Origin of the sequence: Candidatus Galacturonatibacter soehngenii, assembly GCF_008830185.1 — a bacterium.
GTDB classification, from domain to species: domain Bacteria; phylum Bacillota; class Clostridia; order Lachnospirales; family Lachnospiraceae; genus Lachnotalea; species Lachnotalea soehngenii.
The window spans coordinates 793,344-813,666 of sequence record NZ_WAGX01000004.1; the positions used below are offsets into that span (position 1 = coordinate 793,344).

The window sequence follows — 20,323 nt, forward strand, 5'->3', positions numbered from 1 at the left end:
TATTATAAGAAAAAAAATAAAGATTTGTCTAATAAAAAATCAAACAACGAACAGGGTAATTAAATTAATAAAACATATAGTAAAATAATGAGGTCAGTTTTTTATGGCAAAATGAAGGCTTATAGTTATAAGCTGAAAGATACAATAGACAAATTAAAGAGAAACTAGGATGGATGAGTCCTGTAGAATACAGGCTCAGCCTCTTAGCTGCATAAAATTATTGCGTAGCAGTTAAAACTACTACGCAATAAAGTCTAACTTATTGGGGTCACATCAAACTCTGGTAACGATACTTTTTATATCACATAATGATCTGAAAAATTATGATCATCTAACAAGTCTGCAATTGTAATATTTTCTAAATAGTCATCAATTAACTTATTAAGGCCTTCCCACATCTCTACTGTCTTACATGACAATGCCCTTGAGCAATTGTTGGGTTTCTTCTCCAGACAGGCAACTGGCGCAAGCGACCCTTCTGTTAGTTTTAATATACTGCCTACTGTATATTTATCTGGGGCTTTTGCTAATTTATACCCGCCACCTTTTCCACGTAACGATATTAACAGATCGTTTTTACTTAGGATGGATACAATGGCCTCAAGATATTTCTCTGATATTTCCTGTCTTTGAGCAATATCCATTAAAGTTATAAATTCTCCATTATTATGTTCTGCAAGATCAATCATAACTCTGATCGCATATCGCCCTTTTGTTGAAATCTTCATTTTAACAACCTCCGTTATAACATATATTATAACAAGGTTTGTATGTTTTTCAAGATTTAATTTATTTTTCTATAATAATTATATCATAAAGCTATCGTTTTGATAAAGTTATATGCTTTGAACTCTTCTTAGTTATGGAACGTAACACGAAAGGTTGTCCCTTCCTCATCATTACTTGTAACAGATATCTTTCCCTTGTGCATTTGCGTTATGGTTTTTGCTATGGAAAGACCAAGTCCATAACCGCCTTTTTCTCTCGCCCGAGATTCTTCCACCCGATAAAAGCGTTCAAACAGATAATTTAAATGCTCTTTGGCAATTGGCTTGCCTGTATTATTAACGGTTAAATATATCTTGTTTTTTTCCACTTTCTGATACAGACTCACTTTTATGCTCCCTTTTTTCTCGGTATATTTGCATGCATTATCTAGTAAAATCATAATCAGTTGCTTTAGCTTACTTGCATCACCTTGCATCATGATATCAGAAGATATATCAGCTTCCAAATGCTTTTCTTGTTCAAAAGCCAAGGATTCAAATGGAAGATAGCAATTCCACATAATATCACTTAAATTAACTTCTGTAAAAACATTATTATCTCGTGCTGCATCTGATTTTGCTAAGAAAAGTAAATCATTCACCAACCCACTCATATGAGAGGCCTCTGCTTTTATATATTCAATCCACTTATATTGGTGTTCAATGGTATCCTTTTTATGGGCACTTAAGATATCTGCATTGGCTAAGATAACGGTAAGTGGAGTTTTCAATTCATGAGATGCGTCTGCTATAAATTGCCTTTGGCTTTCCCATGACGCTTCAACTGGACGTAGTGCCCAGATTGCCAAATACACACTGATAAGAAGAAACGCTAAGAAACTTGCCACTCCAATAAATAGACAATTCTTAATCAAATGAAACATGCTAGAAATATCATTGCTTAAATCAAAGAAAATAATCTCATTTCCCTCTTGATTATGATTTTGCATGTATCGAAGTGAATAATCCCATAGAATTCCTGTTGATTTATTACTTTCAAGACTTTTTGTTACGATTTCTTTAAGCACTTCATCTGATACTTCTACGTCATCCCCCAAAAGCACATCAATCTGATTAAACTCATTCAATTTTACAGTAAATATCGTAAAATTTTTCGGTTGCTTTTCAAAACCTTTTGGTTCACCAATTTCAAGAATCGGCTTATTTTTGTCGTCCATTCGATTACTTCTATCAGCAAAAGTTTTAAGCGCAAGACGACTATCCCTTTCCATTCGTGCATAGGATGAGATTAATACTGCTCCAAAGGCTAATATTAGAATAATTGTAACACATATCATATTAATAAAAATAAACTTTTTTTTCAGTTTTGATATCATTACTTTTCTCCCTCTAAGAAATATCCTATTTTTCTTTGCGTTGCAATATTTACTTTTGACCCTAGATATTGTAATTTTTTTCTTAGAAAAGAGATATAGACTTCCACATTATTATCTTCTGCGTCTGACTCTTCCCCCCATATTTTACTTATCATTTCATCCTTTGATACAACCACACATGGATTGGTAATTAAAAGCCGCATTACTTCAAATTCCTTATGTCCTAAGCGGATTGACTTCGTATCTTTTTGAAGCATATACATGGATAAGTTCAAAGTTATGTCAAAAAAGCTTAGTTCATTCATTACGACCTCGCCTTGCCTTCTTGTTAAAGCTCGAATTCTAGCCAATAATTCATCTGGAGCAAACGGCTTTGTCAAATAATCATCTGCCCCTGAATCCAAACCTGTTATTTTATCACTTACTTCATCCTTGGCAGTTAGTAAAATCACAGGCGTCGATATCTTAGCCTTTCTCAGCGCTTTTACAACTTCAAAACCGTTTCGTTTGGGTAACATAACATCTAATACGATAATATCATACCGATTGCTCATAGCATAATCTAGACCATCTGCGCCATCATGCACGGTATCAACTAGATATTTATTCTGACTCATAATCTGACTTAATGTATCCGCTAATCTTATTTCGTCCTCTACGATTAGTACCTTCAACTTTTCTTTCTCCTCCCAAACATTTAATTATGCCATATAATACTTTCCTTCTTCAAACATAATTATAATTTATCAAACTTAAAATAGTCTGAAAATCAGCTGAAATACATATGATTTTAGCTTTCTTTATTCTGCTTCAAATCATTTTTGATTGTAACATCAAGCTGCTGATATGGGATCTGAATATTATTTTCATCAAAAGTAACCTTAACTAACTCTATAATCCTCCACTTGGCAGGCCAATAGTTCTCTGTTTTAACCCACATACGTCCACCAATTAAGACCGAACTATTGGTTAATTCTGATACAAATACATTTAAATCTCTATACTCCAATCTAGCTTCATCTTTTATTAAAATTTCTTCCATTAATTGTTTTGCTTTTTTTAAATCACTATCATAGCTGATATCAACCGTTATATCTAATCTTCTTATGGCTTCATTGGTTACATTTGTAAGGGAACTGTTGATAAGGTTACCATTTGGCATGGCAATCATCTTATTATCAGCGGTTAACAATTTAGTATAGAATATGTCAATATTCGTTACGGTTCCTTCATTCCCATTGCTATGTTCAATGATATAATCACCAATTTTAAACGGCTTTAATATTAATAGTAAGATACCGCCCGCAAAGTTCGAAAGACTTCCCTGCAAAGCAAGGCCAATTGCAATACCAGCAGAACCCAGTATGGCAACTACAGAAGTACTTTGAATCCCAAAAATATCTCCTATTATCAAAGCTAATACAATATAAAGTAAAATTCTTATTACAGAAATAATAAAACGAATAGCACCCTCATCTACTCCTGTTCGAACACAGGATTTCTCCACTATTTTTAATATTATTTTAATTATCTTCTTACCAATAAAATAGATAAGAATAGATAACAAGATATTCACTGCAAAATTAGTAATGTTGGGAATCCAACCTTTAAAATATTCTAAAATCACATTTGGCTCTTTCGCAATTTGTTCTTGAAATTCTTTAATCTCACCAATTGTATCCTGCGTATTTGCTACAGTTGCTAATAACATATATTTTTCTCCTTACTTTTACTAAATATTTCTTTTATCGATTCATTCTATGTATGGTACTTACCTTCTATTATGTTACTATCTTATCATCATAAAATGCGAAAAACAATCACTACGAGTCAGGCGTTGAATACTGTACATCCCATAAAAATAATGGTATACTATAACCCATGAATACAAATTTAAATGAGTTGAGATAGAAAGAGGTAGTAGTAACAATGAATGAAGATGAATTAAAAGTTTTAAACCAAATCAATGAATATGCCGACCAGGTATTAAAAGGAATGGATTTAGAAAAGACTCCTATTTCTGTGCAATTAGACAAGCTAAAGCCTGCTATGGAACAAATTGCAAGAGAAAAAAATCTTTCTTTGGAAGAAGTCTTTATTTTGTATATGGATTTAAACTTAAAAGCTCAACTAGAGCAAGAAAAGAAGTTAAAAGAGAAACTAGGAGACATATAATTGTCTCTTGTTTCTCTTTTTCTATCCTATTCTTTAAAGCCTTTTATTCTAATGTATGAATAAATAGTCCACTTCGAAGCTTTGGTTCAAACCAAGTCGATTTAGGAGGCATAAGCTGATTGGCATCTGCAACTTCAAACAACTCACTTATTTTGGTAGGATACATGGAAAAAGCCACTTTCATGTCTTCACAAACTCTTCGCTCCAATTCCTTTACCCCTCTGATCCCTCCAATAAAATCAATTCTTTTATCGGTTCTTGGGTCTTTTATATTTAAGATCGGATCTAACAAATAATTTTGTAAAATAGACACATCCAATCCTTCCACCGCATCCTTTGAAATCAAATGATGTTTCGCAGTTAATTCATACCATGTATGATTCAAATACATTCCAAACGTTGCTTTTTTATTTGGCTCATATGGTTCTTTTCCCATTTCTTGAACCTCAAAGTTTTCTTTTACTTTGTCTAAAAACTCTGTTTCACTATATCCATTTAAATCTTTTACCACACGATTATAAGGTAAAATCATTAACTGGTCATCTGGAAATAAAACGGATAAAAAGAAATTATATTCTTCTTTTCCTGTATGATTTTGATTTAATGCTCTTCTTTTTAAGCCAACTTTAACGGCCGAAGCTGCTCTGTGATGTCCATCCGCTATATAAATTTGATCAATCGTTTGAAAAGCCTGCTCAATTACTGATACCTGTTTACTTTCCTCAATCTTCCAAACGGTATGAGTAACATGATCCTCTGCGACAAAATGATACATGGCTTCTTCTTTCATTTTATTCTTTACTAACTCATTAATAATATCATTGGAGCGATACGCTAAAAAGATAGGCCCCGTTTGGGCATTACAAGTATCAACATGCTTAATTCGATCAATCTCTTTATCTTCTCTCGTCTTCTCATGTTTTTTAATGATATTATTCTCATAATCATCAATGGAAGCACAAGCTACTAATCCTGTCTGGGAGCGTCCATTCATAACTAATTGATAAACATAGTAACATTTTTTCGTATCTTTTTCAAATGAACCTTGTTTGATCATATCCCATAAAATATCATGTGCTTTTTTGTATACCCTCTCATCATAGGCATCTACACTTTCGTCAAATTGAGTCTCCGCTCTGTCGATTCTTAAAAAAGACATCGGTTCTTTTTGTACTTCTCTTAATGCTTCCGCCCTATTATATACGTCATATGGTAATGCAGCAATTTTGCTTACATATTCTTTTTTAGGTCTTACGCATTCAAATGGTTTTATGATAGCCATCGTTTCCTCCTAACTTTATGCTTCTCTTAAAAATGCTCGATATCCTTTTAAGGCTTCATATAAATCTGCCTTACTCCCGATTTCCCATGGGGCATGCATATTATGCAAGGCAACACCACTATCAATTACGTTCATATTATAATTTGCTAAGATGTAGGCAATGGTTCCGCCACCACCTTGATCTACTTTTCCAAGCTCAGCCGTTTGATAGGTTACTTGATTTCTTTCAAAAATATCTCTTAATTTTGCTACATACTCTGCATTTGCATCGTTTGAATTGTATTTACCTCTAGAACCTGTATATTTATTAATAACAAGCCCCTTACCAAAATAGGCAGAATTATTTTTTTCCATTGTAGACGGGAAATTTGGATCAAAAGCAGCACTTACATCAGAAGATAACATCATCGAATTTTGAAATGCTCTTCGAAGTATAATTTCAGAATAATCTCCCGTGCAATTAATAATTTCTGCAACTGCATTTTCGAAAAACTTAGAATGCATTCCAGTTGCTCCAACACTTCCGATTTCTTCTTTATCAACCAGTAAGCACACGCAGGTTTTATCGCTTTCTTCGAGTTCTAACAACGCTTTATAAGAAGGGTAAGCACATATTCTATCATCATGTCCATATCCCATTATCATACTTCTATCCAATCCATAATCTCTGGCTCTACCAGCTGGGACTGCCTCTATTTCTGCTGATATAAAGTCATCTTCCTCAATATCATACTTATCTTTTAAAAGCTTAAGAATATTCGCCTTTACTGCATTCTTTTCTTCCCCTTGAAGTGGAATACTTCCTACTAAGATATTTAGATTCTCACCTTCAATTACTTTACTTGCCTTTTTATCCATTTGTTCCGCTGCCAAATGAATGAGTAAATCAGATACACCAACTACTGGGTCAGTTTCCGCCTCACCAATGACGATCTCTACCTTTGTTCCATCTTTTTTCACCACAACTCCATGAAGAGAAAGCGGAAGTGTAACCCATTGGTATTTTTTAATTCCTCCATAATAATGTGTATCAAACATAGCCAGTTCTGTATCTTCATAGAGTGGATTTTGTTTCAAATCAAGTCTTGGAGAGTCAATATGAGCGCCTAAAATGTTCATTCCATTTTGAATTGGTTCCTTACCTATCAAAATCAAAGCAACTGCCTTATCCATATTGTTTACATATACCTTATCTCCTGCTTCTAAGACTCCCTCATTTAAGATTACCTCATTTAAGTCTCGATATCCTGCTTTTTTGGCTTCCTTTATAATTTTTTTAACACATTCTCTTTCCGTCTTGCAATCGGAAATAAATTCTTTGTATCCTTCACTAAATTCAAACACTTCTTTTAAAGTAGCTTCATCATAGCTTTCCCACGTTGTTTTTCGCTTCATTTTATATTTTCCTCTCTTTCTTTTTGTTGGTCAAGTAATGCCTGTAGCGCTTCATCACTTTCTTCGATCCAGACATCTTCCTCTTCTTCATTTAATCCTAGATACTCTCTTAAGGTACAAGTTTCATCACTATGGTTCCATCTGCTTACATAGCGATCAATTTCTTCAAACTCTATCTCTCCTAAAAGGTATAACTCTTTAAATTTTTTATCCATGCATATCTCCTTACATCTTTGTAGAATGATTATGATTATTATATCAAGTTTTCCTAATTTTAACTATACTTGTTTACAAACTTACTTAAAAAGCGAAATAGATTTCTTGCATCTATTTCGCTTTTTCTAAACTATTTATTTAACTACTCTTACTTTCAACACTCCACTAATAGAAGCCAATTCCTTTACTACTTCTTGTGTAATTGGTGATTCTGTATCAATAATGGTATAAGCATAATCACCTTTGCTCTTATTAATCATATCTGAAATGTTGATATTAAATTGTGCTAACTTACTCGTGTATTGTCCAATCATATTTGGAATATTTTTATGATTGATGCAAACACGTCCTGCATTCTCACAAACACCCATATCACATGCTGGATAATTAACAGAATTCTTGATATTTCCATTTTCAAGGAAATCTCTAATCTGTCTAACAGCCATAACTGCACAGTTATCTTCAGATTCTTCTGTAGAAGCTCCAAGATGAGGGATTACGATAACCCCTTCTTTTCCAGCCGTTGTTGGATTTGGGAAATCAACTACGTATTTTTTTATTTTATTTTGCTCAATTGCTTTGATAACAGCCTCTTCATCAACAAGCAAATCTCTTGCAAAATTAAGAATTACAACATTGTCCTTCATTAAGGCAATGGCATCTTCATTAATCATTTTCTTTGTTCCATCTAACAGTGGCACATGTATGGTAATGAAATCACATTCTCGATAAATTTCTTCTACTGTCTTACTATGTTTAATTCCTCTTGAAAGATTCCAAGCAGCATCAACTGAGACATAAGGGTCATAGCCGTATACTTCCATTCCAAGATGAGTTGCTGCATTGGCAACCAATACACCTATTGCTCCTAGTCCAATTACTCCTAGCTTCTTTCCCTGAATTTCTGTACCAGCAAAATTACTCTTTACTTTTTCAGCTACTTTAGCAATGTCTGGGTTATCTTTTTCGTCCTTCGCCCAATTGATACCGCCAATGATATCTCTTGATGCCAAAAGCATTCCAGCAATTACAAGCTCTTTTACTCCGTTTGCATTTGCTCCTGGTGTATTAAACACAACAATACCTTTTTCAGCACATTTTTCAAGTGGTATATTATTTACTCCAGCACCAGCTCTTGCAATTGCAAGTAAGTCCTGTGGTAATTCCATATCATGCATTGCAGCACTTCTTACTAAAATTGCCTCTGCTTCTGCCACATTATCAACTTTATTATATTCTTCTGAAAATAAATCCAAACCAATATTAGCAATTGGATTTAAACAATTATATTTAAACATGTAATTCCTCCATCTAACTATACACTATTTATTGTCTGCTTCAAACTTCTTCATAAACTCTACAAGCTTTTCAACACCTTCCATTGGCATTGCATTATAGATACTTGCTCTCATTCCACCTACTGATCTATGACCTTTTAAGTTCTCAAAACCTGCAGCTTTTGCTTCTTTTACAAATTTAGCATCCAACTCATCGTTGCCTGTTACAAATGGAACATTCATAAGGGAGCGATCTTCTTTTGCTACAGTTCCCTTAAACATTTCACTTTGGTCAAGGAAGTCATAAAGGATGCCCGCTTTCTTTTCATTGAGCTTTTTCATCTCCTCTAAGCCGCCCATTCTCTTTATCCATTTGAACACTTTCCCACAGATATAAATACCATATGCAGGAGGCGTATTGTATAAAGACTGATTGTCTACATGAATCTTATATTTTAACATAGTTGGAGTACCAGGTAGTGTATCCTCCGTAATTAAATCCTCACGAATAATTGCAATTACTACGCCTGCTGGTCCTACGTTCTTTTGAACTCCACCATAAATAAGTCCATATTTGGTTACATCAACTGGTTCAGACAAAAAGCAAGAAGATACATCTGAAACCAATGGTTTACCCTTTGTATTTGGTAATGTCTTAAATTTCGTACCATAAATTGTATTGTTTTCGCAAATATAAACATAATCTGCATCCTCGCTGATTGGCAAATCTGAACAATCAGGTATGTAAGAAAATGTTTTATCCTCTGAAGAAGCTATTTTGTTTGCTTTTCCGTAAATCTGAGCTTCTTGATATGCTTTTTTTGCCCATTGTCCAGTTACAATGTAGTCTGCAACTTTATTTTTCATAAGATTCATAGGAATCATTGCAAACTGTTGGGAGGCGCCTCCCTGTAAGAACAATACTTTATAGTTATCTGGTATATTCATTAAATCGCGCAAATCTTGTTCTGCGTCGTTAATGATTTTTTCAAAAGCTTTCGATCGATGACTCATTTCCATTACCGACATTCCGGTACCTTCATAGTCTAACATTTCTGCTGCTGCTTCTTTTAATACTTCTTCAGGTAGCACTGCTGGTCCTGCTGAAAAATTGTACACTCTACTCACTTTTGTTTCCTCCTAAATTTTAATTGCATTTTACTTTATTGAAATGACGTGTCACACTAGCAAATCATCCCGTCACAATAGGCGGGATGTCTTATGTGTTGTTCGTCACTTAAACCATTTTACAACCTTGTTATTTTTTAGTCAATAGAAATTCGCGAAAAACTTACATTTGTCCTTCTACGGCGAACATTTCAATAATAAAGTACCACAGGAGTACCAACCTCTACCTTTTCATAAAAGATTTTCATTTTATTATGAGGGGTATTGATACATCCATGAGATCCGTTTCTTTTATAAATCTGTCCACCAAACGAACTTCTCCATGAAGCATCGTGAATTCCAATATTATTATAAATAGGCATCCAATAATCTACTGCTGCACTGTAGTTTTCTCCTTTTAAGGTTGCATCTCTTTGCTTATACTGAATACAAGCTACCATTGCAGGTGTTCCATAACCTTTGCTCATATTACCAGTTACAACATCAGTATCCACGATTAAGCTACCCTTTTCAAAGTACCACATATGTTGTCTGCTCAAATCTATTTCAATATATGTATTTCCAATATCTGATATGCCTCTTTGAAAGGCTCTTGTCACATACTCTGGCTCTCTGACTGCCCACATCCCATTGGTAATCGCCTGTGTCAGCCATTTGGTTTCTACCTCTCTTGCAATATCAAAACCATAGTTTCCCTTTGAAACCTCAATTTTCCTACCATCTGACGTAACAAAATCTCTTGGAATACCTACTGTATCGTATTTATCTTTTAACTCAACAATGTAGTTTCTTACCTTATCCTCAGAGATTTGTGCTATATTGTCTTTGATTTCAATGAAGGAATCAATCTGGCCTTTCGTTAATTCTACTTTTTCAATCTCAAAGTCATATGTAATATTTGCCGTTTCAAAGAATCTTATTGCTTGCATGGTATCTAGCAAAATTGGAGATTCACTTGTTATTTCTGGCATATCATAACAGCCATATTTTACAAGATCTATGTTTCTCTCTCTTAGTTTGAGCGCATTTACAATTCCTTCTTCTAACTTATTTTTATCGATAGCGTTACCTGGAACTTCTGGAATAATGAGATATCCGCTATCTTCTAAACTTATATAAGCATTCAAAGGTTCAATTGGGTCTGTTTGATTTAGTAGCCCATATTCCTTGATTTTTTCTTGCAATAGTTTCTCATCATATGTAACATTTATTTTCACTTGATATCTAACTTTATTACTCGACGCGTTTAAAATCCAAAAAAAACAGTTTTGATTCTCTTTTATCTTTTTAAGCTGATCACCGACATCCCAATTCAATCGAATATCACGCCCAGCCATTCTAAATTTATTCCCTTCTCTATCCTTTATTACTAACTCATACTTCTCTAACCCTTTTATTAATTCATTTCTAATATCAGATTCCTTTTTCCCCGTACAATCTACCCCATTGATTACGGTACCATAGCAAAAACTGTTTAAGAATCTCAGAGATATTCCAATATAAATCAATAAAATAAATACAAGCGGCATCCCCATAAACAGCCATAGATACTTTATCTTCTTATATTTCATGAACCCTTCCCCTATATAGCAAGAGTGTGAGCTTTGCTCACACTTTTTTCTTGCTTATATACATTAATTTTTACTTTTTAAATCTTCTTCTGAAAAAGCCTCTTCAATTGCACCGTTTGGAGCTACCATTGGCCATACCTTTTCATCCGCATCTATCTGGCAATCAATTACAACGGGTTTATTTAAAGTTAACGCCCTTTCAAACGCTTTCGCAAACTCTTCTTTCTTCGTTACACGAATGCCTTCTGCTCCCATTGCCTCTGCTAATTTTACAAAATCTACTGCATCATTTAATATGGTATGGGAATAACGTTTTTCATAAAATAATGTCTGCCACTGTCTTACCATTCCTAAAACATGATTATTCACAATAACTTGAATAATCGGTATATTATATCTGGTTGCGGTTGCTATCTCGTTCATATTCATTCGAAAACAACCATCACCTGCTACATTAATTACGGTTTTTTCAGGACATGCTACTTTTGCACCGATGGACGCACCGAGTCCATATCCCATCGTACCAAGACCTCCTGAGGTTAAAAATGTTCTAGGATGTTTGTATTTATAAAACTGTGCTGCCCACATCTGGTGCTGTCCAACCTCAGTCGATATAATCGCATCACCATTTGTGAGTTTATAAAGTTGTTCAATAATATAAGGTCCTGTTAAGCCTGTATCATTGTATTTTAATGGATGTTTGGTTTTTAGTTCCATAATATGTGACACCCATTCCTCATGATTTAGATTATCAATTTTCTCATTTAATCTAATTAATACTTCTTTGATATCACCAACGATACTGGTATGTGTCATGACATTTTTATTAATCTCTGCTGGGTCAACATCTATTTGTAGAATTTTTGCATTTCTAGCAAAGGATTTTGTATTTCCTGTAACACGATCGCTAAAGCGTGCACCAATGGTAATTAATAAATCACATTGCGTTACACCTAAATTAGCATACTTGGCGCCATGCATACCTAACATTCCAGTATATAACTCGTTTTCTCCATCAAATGCACCTTTTCCCATTAAGGTATCGGTTACTGGCGCATGTACCTTACGAACAAATTCTGCAAGCTCTTTTGAAGCTTCTGATAAAATTACTCCTCCACCCACAAAAATATATGGTTTTTTGGAATTATTTATGAGTTCAATTGCACTTTCGATGTCTTTTTCTTTAATTGTTTTTGTAACTCTTTCAATCTTCTTTGGTTCTACTTTTTCAAATTCGGTCACGTTTGCGGTTACGTCTTTTGTAATATCTACTAAAACAGGACCTGGACGTCCGCTCATTGCAATCTGAAATGCTCTTCTAAGTGTGTCTGCAAGTTCTGTTACATCCTTTACAATAAAACTATATTTTGTAATCGGCATAACAACTCCAGCAATATCAATTTCTTGAAAGGAATCTCTTCCTAGCAAAGAAAGACCTACATTACAAGTAATCGCAACAATAGGAATTGAATCCATATAAGCAGTTGCAATGCCAGTTACTAGATTCGTAGCTCCTGGTCCTGAAGTTGCAAAACATACACCTACTTTTCCAGTTGCTCTTGCATATCCATCTGCCGCATGAGATGCACCTTGCTCATGCGATGTTAAAATATGTGTAATTTCATCTTGATGTTTGTACAGTTCATCATATACATTTAAAATGGCTCCCCCTGGATAACCAAAAACGGTATCAACATTCTGTTCCTTTAAACATTCAATTACGATTTCTGCTCCTTTTAATTGCATACAAATTACCTCTCTATTTTTTTGGAATCTCTAATACTGCACCTCGATTACCTGATGTAACCATAGCGGCATAACGTGCCAGATATCCTGTTGTAATCTTTGGTTCTCTTGGCTGCCATTTCTTTCTTCTTTCTTCTAGTTCTTCATCCGAAATAACGAAATCTAATGTATTTTGTGGAATATTGATTTTGATTATATCTCCTTCTTCCACTAAGGCAATATTACCGCCTACTGCTGCCTCAGGCGAAACGTGCCCAATTACTGCACCTCTTGATGCTCCACTAAATCTACCATCCGTAATAAGTGCAACTGATGATCCAAGTCCCATTCCACAAATTGCAGAGGTAGGGCTTAACATTTCTCTCATTCCAGGACCTCCCTTTGGTCCCTCGTAACGAATTACTACAACATCACCTGCTACGATTTTACCTGCATTGATTGCTTTGATTGCATCTTCTTCACAATCAAATACACGTGCTGGTCCTTCGTGAACCATCATCTCAGGGGCAACCGCAGAACGTTTTACAACGCCTGAATCTGGTGCCAGATTACCTTTTAATACGGCAATTCCACCAGTCTCGCTAAATGGATTCTCAATTGGCCTAATTACCTCTGGGTTATTATTGATACAGCCCTTTATATTTTCACCTACTGTCTGGCCTGTTGCAGTTATTAAATCCGTAATGATTAAGCCTTTTTTATTTAGCTCATTCATAACTGCGTAAACACCGCCCGCTTCGTTTAAGTCCTCCATATAAGTTGGTCCTGCTGGAGCCAAGTGACATAGATTTGGAGTCTTTGCACTGATTTCATTTGCAATGTCAACATTCAAATCCACACCTGCTTCATGTGCAATCGCAGGTAAATGAAGCATACTATTGGTACTGCAACCCAGAGCCATATCTACTGTTAATGCATTTAAAAATGCTTCTTTTGTTAGAATATCTCTTGGTCTAATATTTCTTTCCAGTAATTCCATTACTTTCATTCCTGCATGCTTTGCAAGTTTAATACGCTCGGAATAAACAGCTGGAATGGTTCCATTTCCTTTTAATCCCAATCCAAGTACTTCAGTTAAGCAATTCATACTGTTGGCAGTATACATTCCAGAACAGGAACCACATGTTGGACACACTTTATTTTCATATTCCTCCACATCTTCTAACGACAGGTTTCCCGCAGTATAAGCTCCCACTGCTTCAAACATACTGGATAGACTTTTCTTTTCTCCTTTTACACGTCCTGCAAGCATTGGTCCACCACTTACAAATACGGTAGGTATATTTATTCTTGCTGCCGCCATTAATAGTCCAGGTACATTTTTATCACAGTTTGGTACCATAACGAGTGCATCAAATGCATGTGCCATTGCCATACTTTCTGTAGAATCGGCAATCAAATCCCTTGTTACCAAAGAATATTTCATTCCTACATGCCCCATCGCAATACCATCGCATACTGCTATTGCTGGGAAAACAATTGGTGTACCACCAGCCATTGCAACTCCCATTTTAACAGCATCTACAATTTTATCCAGATTCATATGACCTGGCACAATTTCATTATATGAACTTACAATCCCAACCAATGGTCTTTCCATTTCTTCTTTGGTAAGTCCTAAAGCATTAAACAACGATCTATGTGGAGCATGCTCTACTCCTTTGGTTACTGAATCACTTCTCATCTTTATACCTCCAGTACGTTTTTTCTTAAATCTTCGTTAACTGTATCTTCAAACTAATTAGTTTCAAATTCGTTTGGCAATCAAGTCACCCATTTCTTTTGTTCCAACTTGATTGCATCCTTGTGACATGATATCAATCGTTCGATATCCTTCTTTTAACACCTGCTTTACTGCGCTTTCAATAGCATCTGCTTCTTGATCTAAGTCAAAAGAATATCGTAACATCATTGCTGCGGATAAAATAGTAGCAATTGGATTCGCAACATTTTGCCCTGCAATATCAGGTGCTGAGCCATGACTTGGTTCGTATAAGCCAAGCTTGGTTTTACCTAGACTTGCAGACGATAACATACCTATGGAACCTGTTATCATACTTGCCTCGTCTGATAAGATATCACCGAACATGTTCTCTGTTAGTATGACGTCAAATTGTCTTGGATGTTTCACTAGCTGCATCGCACAGTTATCGACTAACATATGTTCAAGCTCTACGTTTGGATAATCCTTTGCAACTTCATTTACTACTTTTCTCCAAAGTCTGGAAGAATCTAGCACATTGGCTTTGTCTACACTGGTTACTTTCTTTTTTCTCTTCATAGCTATGTCAAAGCCGCGAATAGCTATTCTTCTGATTTCCTCTTCGTCATAGGTTAAGATATCCGTAGCCTTTAATATACCATTTACTTCCTGCGTGTTTCTTTCTCCAAAGTAAATGCCTCCTGTAAGCTCACGCATGATTACCATATCAAAACCATCACCGATTATATCATCTCTTAAAGGACACGCTGACTTTAACTCATCATAAAGATAGGCAGGTCTGATATTTGCAAATAATTCCAAACCTTTTCGAAGTGCAAGAAGTCCAGCCTCTGGTCTTAAACTTGGTTCTACACCATACCATTTTGAATTCCCAACGTCTCCACCAACAGCACCAAGTAAAACAGAGTCACTTTTCTTTGCTTCTTCAAGCGCCTCATCCGTCAAAGGAACCCCATGGACATCAATGGATATCCCTCCCATAAGGACTTCTTTATATTCAAACCTGTGATTAAATTTATCCTCAATCACACTTAATATTTTTTTTGCTTCTGTAACGATTTCTGGTCCTATTCCATCACCGGCTATCACTGCAATCTTTTTATCCATGGTAATCTGTCCTTTCCAAATCAAAATTCTATTGTTGTAATCATAGCCTATTTCTATTTATTTTTCAACTATTATAACATATTTTTATTATTTTTTTGTTTAATATAACCAAGAGGAATAGTAAGCATAACTTTGAATAATGTATTAATTCATAAAACCTCCCAATTATGTAAAAAAGTACCTCTTTTTTGAAAGAGGCACTTTAAAGTCAGACTGACTGTTACAAATATATCGAAACTGTAACAAATGATCTATATGTTATTCTGCATCTGGTTTTTCAACCTGAGTAATTGCTGATTTTTGCATTGGTATTCTACAGTTCTTATTGTTACCAAATTCAACGATTACAGTGTCATCTGAAATATCAATTACAACACCATAAAAACCGCTTGAAGTTAAAACACTATCTCCATTTTCAAGATTGGAAAGCATAGTTGCTAATCTTCTTTGTTCCTTTTTCTGTGGTCTAACTGCTATAAAATACATAAAACCACCAAATACAGCGATATATAATATCATAATACCTAAACCGCCTGCTGTTGATGCCGTTGGTCCCATTGCTAACAGATTCATCATTTTTCCTCCTAATTGTCAAAAAATTAAACTATATTTTTTTGGCCTGTTACCATTTTACACAAATAATATCGTTTCATCAAGTACTTTGTCTGGATTTTTTTAGAAATATATTATAATAAAACATTATTTCTTGTCATTTTCTAAAAATCCCTCTAATTTGGCTTTTTTATAAGCCGCAAACCTGCCTTCATCAAGTGCATTTCTTATTTCTTCCATCATATTATTATAAAAATATAAGTTATGAAGTACACACAGCCTCATTCCAAGCATTTCTTTTGCCTTTAATAAGTGTCTGATGTACGCTCGGCTATAGGTCTTACAAGCTGGGCATTGACAGCCTTCTTCTATCGGTCTGTGGTCAAGTTCATATTTTGAATTAAATAAATTAAGCTTTCCTTTTCCAGTATATAAGTGTCCGTGTCGTCCATTTCGACTCGGATATACACAATCAAAGAAGTCAATGCCTCGCTCCACACCTTCTAAAATATTAGCTGGTGTCCCCACTCCCATAAGATAGGTTGGCTTATCAACTGGTAAATACGGAACTGTCTCTTCAAGTATGCGATACATTTCCTCATGAGATTCTCCAACAGCCAAACCTCCTACGGCATAACCATCTAAATCCAATTCTGTTATCGTCTTAGCATGCTCGATTCGAATATCCTCAAACGTTCCACCTTGATTAATTCCAAATAACATTTGGTTTTTATTTATGGTATCATCTAAACTATTTAGTCGATTCATTTCTTTTTTACATCGATGTAACCATCTTGTGGTTCTTTCAACGGAATCCATAATGTATTTTTTCTCAGCAACACTTGAAGGACATTCATCAAAGGCCATGGCTATAGTAGAGGCAAGATTCGATTGAATTTGCATGCTTTCTTCTGGCCCCATAAATATTTTCCTTCCATCTATGTGAGAATTAAAGTAGACTCCCTCCTCTTTGATTTTTCGAAGTCCTGAAAGAGAAAATACCTGGAATCCACCAGAATCCGTAAGAATTGGCTTGTCCCATACCATAAATTTGTGAAGTCCCCCAAATTCTTTGATTAACTTATCTCCTGTTCTCACATGTAGATGATAAGTGTTTGACAACTGTACTTGCGTTTTTATTTCATGTAAATCTGTGGTTGCTACTGCACCTTTTATGGCTGCCACAGTACCAACATTCATGAAGACTGGAGTTTGGATGACACCATGAACTGTTTTAAGCTCTCCTCTTTTTGCCCTACCCTCTTGTTTTAATAATTGATACATAATTACCTGCTTTCTTGCAAATATGCTTTTATCATTTCTATTGCTTCATCATAATTTAGTTCTTCCATTTGCATCTTTAAGTTATTTAAAAATTTATTTACTTCTTCATTTAATCTATAGGATAATAAATAATCTACTTTTTCAACTGCCAATGAACTTTCAAAATCGAGCAACATTGCTTCAATTTTTTTTAACTCTCGTATGATATCACTTTCTAAAATTATCGTATTTTTCACTTCAACACTGGATTCTTTCAATGCTTGTACCATATATTGTTCAATTGCTATTATTATTTCTTCATAGGTATGTAACAGTATTTCTACATTATTATGTATGTATTTATAATTTTCTTCTTTTCCTGCAAACTCATGATTTTTAGCGATTGTGCTCAAATCTATTGCTCCGATTGCTAGCATCGCTCCTTTTATCCCATGAACTTCAACAATATAACGTTCATAGTCTTCTTCTTTTAGACAACGCTTTAAGAGGGCACATTTTTCTTTCCCTTCTCTTGCTACAACCTTTAAGATATTGATATAATTTTCAACATTTCCATTGCAATTTTTAATCCCTATTTCGGTATCAATCCCTACAATATCTACAATTTTTATCTTGTTATCTTCCGCTTCGTTTCGATGTTCACTTGATATTTGTAAGACATTTGGTGGTAGGTAGTTAAGTAATACAAATTCTAGTTTCGATACTTCAATAGGTTTTGTGATATAGCCTTGAAACCCAGCATTTAAAAACATTTCTTTCGCTCCGCTTACTACATTTGCAGTTAATGCAACAACTGGAACTTTTTTATAATAGTCTTGATTTTTACTTCGTATTAACTTTAATGTTTCTATTCCATCTAACTCTGGCATCATGTAATCAAGAAAGATTAAATCATACTTTGGATGTTGTAATAATTGAAGTGCTTCTTTACCATTACTTACTGCAGTAACATTTATTTTATAGTAATGTAGTAAGCCTTTAATCACTTCTAGATTGATTAAATTATCATCAATTACCATAACTTCAGCCCCAATTGCTGTAAATCGCTTATATTGCCTCATTCTGTTATCGTGTAATAAATTTGTTTCTCCATTTAAAGCTGCTGCAATTGTCATACAGCAAAGTGGACGTCTTAATACAAATGCATTGCCATAATTTTGAAGAGGCTCATTATAATCTATTAAGATAAATAAATTAGAGCCCTTCCTATGATTTCTTATATAGGTTTCTTCTCTTAGATACATACCTTTTGATATGAAAATATCGGAATACACTTCACTTTTAAGAGCACTCTTTAACTCTTCTATGTTTTTTGCAACCAAAGTTTCTATCCCTAAAAGTAAAAAAAGACGATTTAAAACATCCGCATGCTGTCTAGTCTTTTCAAACACCAATATTTTTCGTTTTTTTGTATCCTTTAATTGAATCACTGGTTCTTTATTAACAATTTTTTGAGGTAATAAAACGGAAAAAGTGCTTCCTTTTCCATACTCACTTTGTACGGAAATACTTCCATCCATAAGCTCCAACAGTTGCTTGCAAATCGCAAGCCCAAGTCCACTTCCCTCGATATTACGATGTTCAAATTCTCCTACTCTTTCAAAACTTAAAAAGAGCCTATCTAAGTTTTCTTCTTTAATTCCAATTCCCGTATCAACTACATTAATAAACAAATACACATTATCCTGTCGGAATCTACAACCGATTGTTAAGGTAATAGAGCCAGCATTTGTAAATTTCACTGCATTATTTAATAGGTTGATTAAGATTTGTCTAACCCTAACCTGATCGCCCATTAATTCACTCGGCATTTTAGGATCAATATGAACAAACAGTTCAACATCTTTTTCTAACAACCGAACACAAATCATATGAATGATATCGTTTAAGACAGAAGAAATATAATATCTCTCGAGCGTTATCACCATTTTACCCGACTCGATTTTTGAAAAATCCAATACATCATTAACAATTGAAAGCAAGGAAACACTTGCATTTTGAATATTGTTTGCCTTCTCTCTCACTTCATCACTTGTATCTGCACGAAGAATTAATTCTATCATTCCTAGAATCGCATTCAAGGGTGTACGAATCTCATGAGACATATTTGCAAGAAACAAACTTTTAGCCCTATTCGCTTCTTTAGTCAATAATACCGCTTCCTCGGCTTTTTTTCTCTCTTGTAAATATATCCCATCTTGAAACTTAACTACTATACCAATTACAACAGCTGACACCGTGACACAGATTACAACATCAACGAAATAACGTACCTCACTTTGAATTTGAATAATTAAACCTGGATTCGAATGTTCTGCCATTACCATTAATACTAGTAAAAAAAACTGCAAAAAACTGATGCCAAACAATTTAATTCTATCATAACTTACAAAGTAAGTCATAACCATAAGCAATACCCAACATGCTGGCATTCCACTGTGAATTCCACCACATGTAATATATAAAATCGGATACACAATAATTGATATTGCTATCACAATAATATTACAACCCATACGAAACTGACCGCTTTTGTATATAAAAAAACAAAGGGTCAGTAAAAAGAATAGCATTCCAACAATCGCTAGTACAAGTGGCATTGGAGCTTTTCTTAAGTATGAGGAAATGGCACCAGCAACACAAGTAAGTACTCCTGCAATCACAGTAACATGGAATACTCTTTTATCCAATGCCAATTCTTTTCCGAGAAATTCATTCAAAAATTTCTTCCACATACATCTCATCCTTCGCCAAATATGCGTT

The 20,323-nt window shown here is 34.6% G+C and carries 17 protein-coding genes; 1 reads left to right on the forward strand and 16 read right to left on the reverse strand.

The features are described 5' to 3' along the window. Positions 1-296: 296 nt before the first annotated feature. The 4 genes from F7O84_RS06290 to F7O84_RS06305 all read right to left on the reverse strand — a co-directional run bounded on the left by F7O84_RS06290 (position 297) and on the right by F7O84_RS06305 (position 3,815). Positions 297-728 carry an RrF2 family transcriptional regulator gene (locus F7O84_RS06290; protein ID WP_151143111.1) on the reverse strand — a complete coding sequence of 144 codons (432 nt, stop codon included), beginning with the start codon at positions 726-728 and terminating at the stop codon, positions 297-299. Between the two features lie 128 nt (positions 729-856). Beyond that, positions 857-2,104 (reverse strand): sensor histidine kinase, encoded by a 1,248-nt coding sequence (locus tag F7O84_RS06295; RefSeq protein WP_151143113.1) that lies wholly within the window; start codon positions 2,102-2,104, stop codon positions 857-859. Next, a complete protein-coding gene (locus tag F7O84_RS06300) occupies positions 2,104-2,778 on the reverse strand; it encodes a response regulator transcription factor (protein ID WP_151143115.1) in 675 nt (224 codons plus the stop codon). Before F7O84_RS06300 ends, F7O84_RS06295 begins: the two co-directional genes overlap by 1 nt. A gap of 116 nt (positions 2,779-2,894) precedes the next feature. Next, complete coding sequence (locus F7O84_RS06305; protein WP_151143117.1) at positions 2,895-3,815, reverse strand: mechanosensitive ion channel family protein; 921 nt, start codon at positions 3,813-3,815, stop codon at positions 2,895-2,897. 218 nt (positions 3,816-4,033) lie between these two features. Between F7O84_RS06305 and F7O84_RS06310 the strand changes: the two genes are divergently transcribed. Beyond that, positions 4,034-4,279: a hypothetical protein gene (locus tag F7O84_RS06310; RefSeq protein WP_151143119.1), complete on the forward strand. Its 246-nt coding sequence runs from the start codon at positions 4,034-4,036 to the stop codon at positions 4,277-4,279. A gap of 43 nt (positions 4,280-4,322) precedes the next feature. Here F7O84_RS06310 and F7O84_RS06315 read toward each other — a convergent pair whose 3' ends face one another. The 12 genes from F7O84_RS06315 to F7O84_RS06370 form a co-directional block, all read right to left on the reverse strand. Beyond that, positions 4,323-5,561, reverse strand: a complete 1,239-nt coding sequence (locus tag F7O84_RS06315) for a DUF1015 domain-containing protein (RefSeq protein ID WP_151143122.1) — start codon at positions 5,559-5,561, stop codon at positions 4,323-4,325. Between the two features lie 15 nt (positions 5,562-5,576). Beyond that, a complete protein-coding gene (locus F7O84_RS06320; protein WP_151143124.1) occupies positions 5,577-6,956 on the reverse strand; it encodes an aminopeptidase in 1,380 nt (459 codons plus the stop codon). Further along, positions 6,953-7,171 (reverse strand): hypothetical protein, encoded by a 219-nt coding sequence (locus F7O84_RS06325; RefSeq protein WP_151143126.1) that lies wholly within the window; start codon positions 7,169-7,171, stop codon positions 6,953-6,955. Before F7O84_RS06325 ends, F7O84_RS06320 begins: the two co-directional genes overlap by 4 nt. Positions 7,172-7,306: 135 nt before the next feature. Next, a complete protein-coding gene (locus F7O84_RS06330) occupies positions 7,307-8,470 on the reverse strand; it encodes a phosphoglycerate dehydrogenase (protein ID WP_151143129.1) in 1,164 nt (387 codons plus the stop codon). Between the two features lie 24 nt (positions 8,471-8,494). Beyond that, positions 8,495-9,577: a 3-phosphoserine/phosphohydroxythreonine transaminase gene (serC, locus tag F7O84_RS06335; RefSeq protein WP_151143131.1), complete on the reverse strand. Its 1,083-nt coding sequence runs from the start codon at positions 9,575-9,577 to the stop codon at positions 8,495-8,497. 191 nt (positions 9,578-9,768) lie between these two features. Next, positions 9,769-11,148, reverse strand: a complete 1,380-nt coding sequence (locus tag F7O84_RS06340) for a L,D-transpeptidase family protein (protein ID WP_151143134.1) — start codon at positions 11,146-11,148, stop codon at positions 9,769-9,771. Positions 11,149-11,211: 63 nt separating this feature from the next. Next, entirely contained in the window at positions 11,212-12,894 is a 1,683-nt protein-coding gene (ilvB, locus tag F7O84_RS06345) for a biosynthetic-type acetolactate synthase large subunit (protein ID WP_151143136.1), read from the reverse strand. A 13-nt stretch (positions 12,895-12,907) separates the two neighbouring features. Further along, positions 12,908-14,578, reverse strand: coding sequence for a dihydroxy-acid dehydratase (ilvD, locus tag F7O84_RS06350; RefSeq protein WP_151143139.1), 1,671 nt, complete (start codon positions 14,576-14,578; stop codon positions 12,908-12,910). A gap of 63 nt (positions 14,579-14,641) precedes the next feature. Further along, a complete protein-coding gene (gene leuB, locus F7O84_RS06355; protein WP_151143141.1) occupies positions 14,642-15,724 on the reverse strand; it encodes a 3-isopropylmalate dehydrogenase in 1,083 nt (360 codons plus the stop codon). Between the two features lie 258 nt (positions 15,725-15,982). Beyond that, positions 15,983-16,297, reverse strand: coding sequence for a preprotein translocase subunit YajC (gene yajC / locus F7O84_RS06360; RefSeq protein WP_151143144.1), 315 nt, complete (start codon positions 16,295-16,297; stop codon positions 15,983-15,985). A gap of 126 nt (positions 16,298-16,423) precedes the next feature. Continuing rightward, the gene (tgt, locus tag F7O84_RS06365) at positions 16,424-17,560 is read right to left on the reverse strand and encodes a tRNA guanosine(34) transglycosylase Tgt (RefSeq protein ID WP_151143146.1); all 1,137 of its coding nucleotides are present in this window, start codon (positions 17,558-17,560) and stop codon (positions 16,424-16,426) included. A 2-nt stretch (positions 17,561-17,562) separates the two neighbouring features. Further along, positions 17,563-20,295 carry an ATP-binding protein gene (locus tag F7O84_RS06370; protein WP_192451674.1) on the reverse strand — a complete coding sequence of 911 codons (2,733 nt, stop codon included), beginning with the start codon at positions 20,293-20,295 and terminating at the stop codon, positions 17,563-17,565. Positions 20,296-20,323: the final 28 nt, after the last annotated feature.

What these genes read in the sequence shown, in the direction of transcription:
- F7O84_RS06290 (WP_151143111.1), bottom strand. Translation starts at nt 728, where the DNA reads ATGAAGATTTCAACAAAAGGGCGATATGCGATCAGAGTTATGATTGAT.
- F7O84_RS06295 (WP_151143113.1), bottom strand. Translation starts at nt 2,104, where the DNA reads ATGATATCAAAACTGAAAAAAAAGTTTATTTTTATTAATATGATATGT.
- F7O84_RS06305 (WP_151143117.1), bottom strand. Translation starts at nt 3,815, where the DNA reads ATGTTATTAGCAACTGTAGCAAATACGCAGGATACAATTGGTGAGATT.
- F7O84_RS06310 (WP_151143119.1), top strand. Translation starts at nt 4,034, where the DNA reads ATGAATGAAGATGAATTAAAAGTTTTAAACCAAATCAATGAATATGCC.
- F7O84_RS06315 (WP_151143122.1), bottom strand. Translation starts at nt 5,561, where the DNA reads ATGGCTATCATAAAACCATTTGAATGCGTAAGACCTAAAAAAGAATAT.
- F7O84_RS06320 (WP_151143124.1), bottom strand. Translation starts at nt 6,956, where the DNA reads ATGAAGCGAAAAACAACGTGGGAAAGCTATGATGAAGCTACTTTAAAA.
- F7O84_RS06325 (WP_151143126.1), bottom strand. Translation starts at nt 7,171, where the DNA reads ATGGATAAAAAATTTAAAGAGTTATACCTTTTAGGAGAGATAGAGTTT.
- F7O84_RS06330 (WP_151143129.1), bottom strand. Translation starts at nt 8,470, where the DNA reads ATGTTTAAATATAATTGTTTAAATCCAATTGCTAATATTGGTTTGGAT.
- F7O84_RS06340 (WP_151143134.1), bottom strand. Translation starts at nt 11,148, where the DNA reads ATGAAATATAAGAAGATAAAGTATCTATGGCTGTTTATGGGGATGCCG.
- ilvB (WP_151143136.1), bottom strand. Translation starts at nt 12,894, where the DNA reads ATGCAATTAAAAGGAGCAGAAATCGTAATTGAATGTTTAAAGGAACAG.
- ilvD (WP_151143139.1), bottom strand. Translation starts at nt 14,578, where the DNA reads ATGAGAAGTGATTCAGTAACCAAAGGAGTAGAGCATGCTCCACATAGA.
- leuB (WP_151143141.1), bottom strand. Translation starts at nt 15,724, where the DNA reads ATGGATAAAAAGATTGCAGTGATAGCCGGTGATGGAATAGGACCAGAA.
- yajC (WP_151143144.1), bottom strand. Translation starts at nt 16,297, where the DNA reads ATGAATCTGTTAGCAATGGGACCAACGGCATCAACAGCAGGCGGTTTA.
- tgt (WP_151143146.1), bottom strand. Translation starts at nt 17,560, where the DNA reads ATGTATCAATTATTAAAACAAGAGGGTAGGGCAAAAAGAGGAGAGCTT.
- F7O84_RS06370 (WP_192451674.1), bottom strand. Translation starts at nt 20,295, where the DNA reads ATGTGGAAGAAATTTTTGAATGAATTTCTCGGAAAAGAATTGGCATTG.